The sequence below is a fragment of the Acidovorax sp. Root219 genome, assembly GCF_001428665.1.
GTDB lineage: Bacteria > Pseudomonadota > Gammaproteobacteria > Burkholderiales > Burkholderiaceae_C > Acidovorax.
This window is the reverse complement of record NZ_LMIJ01000026.1, coordinates 10,724-16,787: the sequence shown is the minus strand read 5'-3', so window position 1 is coordinate 16,787 and position 6,064 is coordinate 10,724. Positions and strand designations below refer to the sequence as shown.

The following is a 6,064-nucleotide window of genomic DNA, read 5'->3' as shown; positions in this document are numbered from 1 at the left end:
TCGCGGCGTTGCGGGCTTTGCCAAGGCGGCCAGCCTTGGCCGCAGCCCGCGCCTTGCGCTGCACCCGCTGCCACCCCGGCGCACAGCCGATTTCTCGGTTTCAGTGGACTAGCGGTCGCACCCGCATTCCAGGGCCGCGGCTGCGCGCGCATTCTCCTGGAGCATGCGCAGCAGGTCGCACGGGGGCAGCAGCTCCAAGGCCTGCGGCTCTTCACCAACAAGCAGTTTGCATCGAACGTCGACCTGTACCTGCACCACGGTTTCGCCGTGGACCGCGAGGAGCCCTTCATGGGCGGGTTCACTGTCTACATGCGCAAGCCGTTGGCGCCCGACAACGGTCCGCCTGTCGCCCTGGATTGATTCCCCTCCCGCTGCCATGGCACCATCGCGCCACCGCTGGCCGTGGCTGACCCCAGTGCAACGGGACGCGGTAACCAAAAATCAAATCCAACAAGGGGAATACCAATGAGGAATCAAGGCGCCATGGCCCTTTGCGGCCGGCTTGATCGCGGGATGCGGTGCACGACCGGATGGCAAGCCCGCCCCTGCCTGCCACGGCGGGGGAACATGCAGGGGATTGCCCTCCATGGCTAACACCTACAACGGCATAGGCACCTCGTATCTTGGCAAGTGCAAGTTCGAGCAGGACGACTCGTTCGTCACCACCAAGTGGTTTCTGATCGGTTTTCCCATCTTCCCGATGGGCAGCGTGCGGCTGCGTGAACTGGGCAGCGAAGGTGTGCCCTTCTTCAAACGCACCACGAACTACGAGTTCATCGAGGACGTTCCGCTGGACGTGATGCAGGTGCTGCGCATCTACGTGTACTCGGTGTTCATCGTTGCCTGGTTCGGCCACTGGGCCATGGGCAACCAGCCGCCGCTGGTGCGCTTCATCATGATCACGCTGGGGATTTTGCTGCCGTTTGCGATGCGGTTCCTGTCCAAGCGCATGGCGCAATAAAAACCGGTTTGCGGTTTCAGAAGGCCGCGCGGATTTTCAGCGCCGAGGACGCCTGCGAGGTGCTTCTGGCGCAGGGGCGGATGGCCTTGCAGCCGCAGTGGCCAGCGCGCCCCCGGTCGGGCCCTCCTCCCCCACCAGCTCCTGCGCCACCTGCGCGACCAGCGCACGCAGCCAGCGGTGCGCGGGGTCGTCGCGGTAGCGCACGTGCCAGCCCATGTGCAGCGGAAAGGTGCCCAGGTCCACAGGCGCCGGCAGCACCTTGAGCCGCGCATCGTGCGCCAGCCGGTGGCAGATCAGCCGCGGCAGCGTGGTGCAGTAGTCGGTCATGGCCACCATCTCCGGAATGGCCAGGAAGTGCGTGACCGAGACGGCCACATCGCGCTGCAGGCCCTGGCGCTCGAGCGCCTGGAACAGGCCTGCGCGCAGCCGGCCCGGCGGCAGCACGTTGACGTGGCGCAGCTGCTCGTAGAGCTTCTTGGTCAGCTTGCTGCCAGCGACCTGCGGATGGTCGGCCCGCACCACGCAGGCCAGGCCGTCATCGCCCAGGTGCTGCACGACCAGGTTGTCCGGCGCGTCCACGATGCGGCCCAGCACCAGGGCGGTGGTGCCGGAGACCACGCCCGTCTCGGCCAGGTCGGTGCCGAACGGTACCAGACGCAGGCGGATGCCGGGGGCCTGCGCGCGCAGCCGCGCGACGATGGCCGGCATCAGCGCGAACTCCATGTAGCTGTTGGCGGCGATGGTCACGAGCTGGTCGGCACTGGCCGGATCGAACGCCTGCTGCCCCAGCACGATGCCATCGAGCACCGCCAGGGCCTGCGCGATCTGCGGCGCCAGGGCCAAGGCCCGTGCGGTGGGCTGCATGCCGTAGCGCTCGCGGATGAACAGCGGGTCCTGCAGCAGCGTGCGCAGGCGCGTGAGCGCGTTGGACAGCGCGGGCTGCGTGGTGCCCAGGCGCTCGGCGGCGCGGGTCACGCTGCGCTCTTCCATCAGGGTCAGAAAGACGGGCAGGAGGTTGAGGTCGTAGCGCATCAGATATCTTTTACTGGAATATCTGGAATCCAGCAAATAAATTGGATGAATTTGTCAGCGGCGCGCATCCTTCGTCCTGTGCAAGCCTTTACCCATCCACTTTTGCCATCGAAAGAAACCACCATGACCACCACCGAAACCCTGTTTACCCCCACCCGCCTGGGCGCCATTGATGTGAAGAACCGCATCGCCATGGCCCCGCTGACGCGCTCGCGCGCCGGCATGGACGGCGTGCCCTCGGCCCTGGCAGCGCGCTACCACGCCGAGCGTGCATCTGCCGGCCTGCTGATCGCCGAGGGCTATACGGAATTCACGGCCATGCAGGCTGCCTGAGCCCCCTACCATCAACCATCCGCAGGAGAACACCATGACAGCAACCCTCAAAGACCTTCTTCCCGGCCCGCTGGGCTTTGGCACCGCCCCGCTGGGCAACATGTTCCGCGCCATCCCCGAGGCCGAGGCTCGCGCCACGGTGGACGCTGCCTGGAACGACGGCATCCGCTACTTCGATAACGCACCCTTCTACGGCGCAGGCCTCGCCGAGATCCGCATGGGCGAGGCCCTGGCGGACCGGCCGCGCAGCGAGTACGTCATCAGCACCAAGGTCGGCCGCCTGGTGCTGGACGAGGTGGAGGACGTGGCCGCGCGCGACCTGGGCGAGAAGGGCGATGTGTTCCGGCACGGCCGCCCCAACCGCATCGTCAATGACTACTCGGAGGACGCCACGCTGCGCTCCATCGAAGACAGCCTCAAACGCCTGAAGACCGACCACATCGACATCGCCTGGGTGCACGACGTGGCGCAGGACTTCTACGGCGACGAATGGCTGGGCGTGTTCGAGACCGCGCGCAAGGGCGCCTTCAAGGCGCTGGACCGCTTGCGCGACGAGGGCGTCATCAAGGCCTGGGGCCTGGGCGTGAACCGGGTCGAGCCCATCGAGCTGCTACTGGACCTGCAGGGCCCGCGCCCGGACGGCTTTTTGCTGGCGGGCCGCTACACGCTGCTGGACCACAGCCGTGCGCTGCAGCGCGTGATGCCCAAGGTGGCCGAGCAGGGCCTGTCCATCGTCGTCGGTGGCCCCTACAGCTCGGGCGCGCTGGTCGGCGGGCCCAATTTTGAGTACGCCCCGGCCACGCCCGCCATCCTGGCCAAGGTCGCTGCCATCAAGGCGATTGCGGACCGGCATGGCGTGTCGATGAAGGCCGCGGGCCTGCAGTTCGCGCTGGCGCACCTGGCCGTGGCAGCGGTGATCCCGGGTGCCAGCCGGCCTGAACGCCTTGCGGAGGACCGCGCCGCGCTGCAGCTGGCCGTGCCGGCGGATTTCTGGCGTGAGCTGCGGGCTGCGGGGCTGGTGCATCCCGAGGCGCCGCTGCCACTCATCGGCTGAGGTGGCAACAGCAGGTACCTCAGGGGGCCATGACGATCTCTTGCTGTTGGCCCCGCGAACCGAGACTGCCTTCATCAGAGATCCCCCTTGGGGGCTGTCTCCGGCCCGCCAGAGGTTACAAGGTGCCCAACGGATTCAAGCAAGCCGCAGACGCCTTCAGAACGGCAAGCACCACATGGTCTTGCCGGGCCCTCCCCTGCAACCTTCCCCCAAGGCTGCTACGCTGCCGCTTCCTTCAACCACCACCGATGAAGCGCCCCATGATCGACCTGCATTACTGGCCCACGCCCAATGGCTGGAAAATCTCCGTCATGCTGGAGGAATGCGGCCTGCCCTACCGCACCCTGCCGGTGAACATCGGCCAGGGCGAGCAGTTCAAGCCCGACTTTCTGGCCATCAGCCCCAACAACCGCATGCCGGCCATCGTGGACCACGCGCCGCCGGGCGGCGGCGCGCCGGTGTCGGTGTTCGAAAGCGGCGCCATCCTGATGTACCTGGCCGAGAAGACCGGCCAATTCTGGTCCACCGAGATGCGCCAGCGCTACGCGCAGATGCAGTGGCTGATGTGGCAGATGGGGGGCCTGGGGCCCATGTCGGGGCAGAACGGGCACTTCAAGATCTACGCGCCCGAGAAGGTGCCCTATGCCATCGACCGCTACGGCAAGGAAGTGAACCGCCTGTACGGCGTGCTCGACGGCCAGCTCGCGCGCACGGGTGCCTATGTGGCGGGTGACGACTATTCGATTGCCGACATGGCCAGCCTGCCCTGGATCCGCTCGCATGTGGCATACGAGATCCCGCTCGAAAACTTTCCGCACCTCAAGCGCTGGCACGACACGTTGATGGAGCGCCCCGCCGTGCAGCGCGGCCTGGACCTGGCCAAGGACCTGCGCAAGCCGATGACGGACGAGCAGAAGAAGGTATTGTTCGGGCAGACGGCACAGAGCATTCGCGACAGCGCCAAGCAGGCGGCGAATTGACCAACCATGGTGCGGCCCCCTGCAGATCCTGCCTGCCTTGGCCGTGGTGGCCCGGCAACTGTCGGTAGTTACTCAAAGCTCAAAGGACTGCCGGTACTCGGGCACGGTGCAGTCCCAGCCGTAGGTTTCCTCGATGGCCAAGCGCATCGCATCCGCTGCCACCGGCTCTCCGTGGGTCACAAAGACGCGGCGCGGTGAATGCTGCACGCCGAGCCAGTCGAGCAGTTGACGGCGGTCCGCGTGCGCAGAAAATTGCGCCAGGTTGGTGACTTCCGCCCGCACCTTCACGTACGCGCCGTGGATCTTGATGGCATCTGCACCGTCCACCAGGGCCTGGCCCCGGGTCCCCGCGGCCTGAAAGCCCGCAAACAGGATCGCGTTCTTGCGGTCTGGCGCATAGGCTTTGAGGTGGTGCAGCACCCTGCCGCCGGTGGCCATGCCGCTGGCGGAGACGATGACCGAGGGATAGCTCAGGCTGTTGAGCCGGCGTGACTCCTCCACGGTGTTGACGATGGTGGTCTGCACGCTCATCGCCTCGCACTCGATCGCCCCCAACCGATGTTCGTCCGCGTGGTTCTTGTACAGGCCGGTGACGTCCGCAGCCATCGGGCTGTTGAGGTAGACCGGAAGGTCCGGAATGCGCCGCGCTGACTTGAGCAACTGGATGGCATGGATCAAGGTCTGCGCCCGACCCACTGCAAATGCGGGTGCGACCACGATGCCGCCCCGGGCCGCCGTGCGGTTGATGACCGAGGCGAGCTCGACGAGTCCATCCTCTTGAGGATGCTGGCGGTTGCCGTAGGTGGACTCGACCACCACGTAGTCTGCCTTTTCGACGGTTTGCGGCGGCCGCATGAGGAGGTCATCGCTTCGCCCCACATCACCCGAAAACAGCAGGCTACCACCGTCCCAGGCAATGCGCGCACTGGCGGCCCCGAGGATGTGCCCCGCACGCTGCAGCCGCCATGACCAGCCGCTCCAGGGCGAGCATTCGTGCCCGAAGGGGATCTCCTCGAACGCCTCGAGTGCCACGCGGGCATCCTCCTGGGTGTAGAGCGGCAGCGAAGGCTTGTGCCTGGAATGGCCATGGCGGTTGGCGTACTCTGCGTCCTCTTCCTGCAGCCATCCCGAGTCGGGCAGCAGCAATTGGCACAGCTCGCGCGTGGCCGCTGTGCAATACACGTTTCCGCGAAACCCTGATTTCACCAACCGCGGCACATAGCCACTGTGGTCCAGGTGCGCATGGGTGAGCAAGACGGCATCGATGCTGGCAGCATCCACCGGCAACGGATCCCAGTTGTGCAGCCTCAACTGCTTGAGCCCCTGGAAAAGGCCGCAGTCGACCAACAGCCGGCGCCCATGGTGGGTCAGCAGGTATTTCGAACCGGTGACGGTGCCTGTTCCGCCCAGAAAGTCGATGCGCATGCTTGTCTCCGATCTACGTGGTGGTCCGTGGCTTTGGACGACGCACGCCCAAGCCCTGCCGTGCACACACCTTAGGCCCATTGGCCCTGGACACCATTGACCTGGGTCAATGGAAGACGGGCCCTGGATTGGGCTAGTCCACTGAAACCGAGGAATCGGCTGTGCGTGAGGGTCTGGCAGGGCCGCAATCTGGGCGGCGGGCGCAGCCGGATTGCACACCCGGCGAGCACGGCAACGACGAGTGCGGCCCTGCCAGGCCCTCACCCTTCGGGCCGGGGC

General features: G+C 66.2%; 6 protein-coding genes and 1 pseudogene. 5 read left to right on the top strand and 2 right to left on the bottom strand.

Features of this window, described 5'->3' with window-relative positions; all coding sequences use genetic code 11:
• On the top strand, positions 1-360 hold a 360-nt coding region (locus tag ASE28_RS31615; RefSeq protein WP_157422098.1), incomplete at its 5' end, for an N-acetyltransferase.
• A 226-nt stretch (positions 361-586) separates the two neighbouring features.
• Positions 587-961, top strand: coding sequence for a hypothetical protein (locus tag ASE28_RS23695; protein WP_057268712.1), 375 nt, complete (start codon positions 587-589; stop codon positions 959-961).
• 36 nt (positions 962-997) lie between these two features.
• On the opposite strand, the gene ASE28_RS23690 is transcribed toward ASE28_RS23695, so the two are convergent.
• Complete coding sequence (locus tag ASE28_RS23690) at positions 998-1,993, bottom strand: LysR family transcriptional regulator (RefSeq protein WP_082608217.1); 996 nt, start codon at positions 1,991-1,993, stop codon at positions 998-1,000.
• A gap of 123 nt (positions 1,994-2,116) precedes the next feature.
• On the opposite strand from ASE28_RS23690, the pseudogene ASE28_RS23685 reads away from it, so the two are divergent.
• The 3 genes and pseudogenes from ASE28_RS23685 to ASE28_RS23675 all read left to right on the top strand — a co-directional run.
• Positions 2,117-2,290 (top strand): annotated as a pseudogene (locus ASE28_RS23685) (alkene reductase); the annotation flags it as partial.
• Between the two features lie 70 nt (positions 2,291-2,360).
• Positions 2,361-3,380, top strand: a complete 1,020-nt coding sequence (locus ASE28_RS23680; protein ID WP_057268710.1) for an aldo/keto reductase — start codon at positions 2,361-2,363, stop codon at positions 3,378-3,380.
• A 260-nt stretch (positions 3,381-3,640) separates the two neighbouring features.
• Positions 3,641-4,360, top strand: a complete 720-nt coding sequence (locus ASE28_RS23675; protein WP_057268728.1) for a glutathione binding-like protein — start codon at positions 3,641-3,643, stop codon at positions 4,358-4,360.
• 72 nt (positions 4,361-4,432) lie between these two features.
• Here the strand turns inward: ASE28_RS23675 and ASE28_RS23670 are convergent, their stop codons facing one another.
• Complete coding sequence (locus ASE28_RS23670) at positions 4,433-5,785, bottom strand: MBL fold metallo-hydrolase RNA specificity domain-containing protein (protein WP_057268709.1); 1,353 nt, start codon at positions 5,783-5,785, stop codon at positions 4,433-4,435.
• Positions 5,786-6,064 lie beyond the last annotated feature (279 nt).

Bases quoted from the DNA above. Each gene is read 5' to 3' on its own strand.
- ASE28_RS23680 (WP_057268710.1), top strand. From the start codon at position 2,361: ATGACAGCAACCCTCAAAGACCTTCTTCCCGGCCCGCTGGGCTTTGGC.
- ASE28_RS23695 (WP_057268712.1), top strand. From the start codon at position 587: ATGGCTAACACCTACAACGGCATAGGCACCTCGTATCTTGGCAAGTGC.
- ASE28_RS23670 (WP_057268709.1), bottom strand. From the start codon at position 5,785: ATGCGCATCGACTTTCTGGGCGGAACAGGCACCGTCACCGGTTCGAAA.
- ASE28_RS23690 (WP_082608217.1), bottom strand. From the start codon at position 1,993: ATGCGCTACGACCTCAACCTCCTGCCCGTCTTTCTGACCCTGATGGAA.
- ASE28_RS23675 (WP_057268728.1), top strand. From the start codon at position 3,641: ATGATCGACCTGCATTACTGGCCCACGCCCAATGGCTGGAAAATCTCC.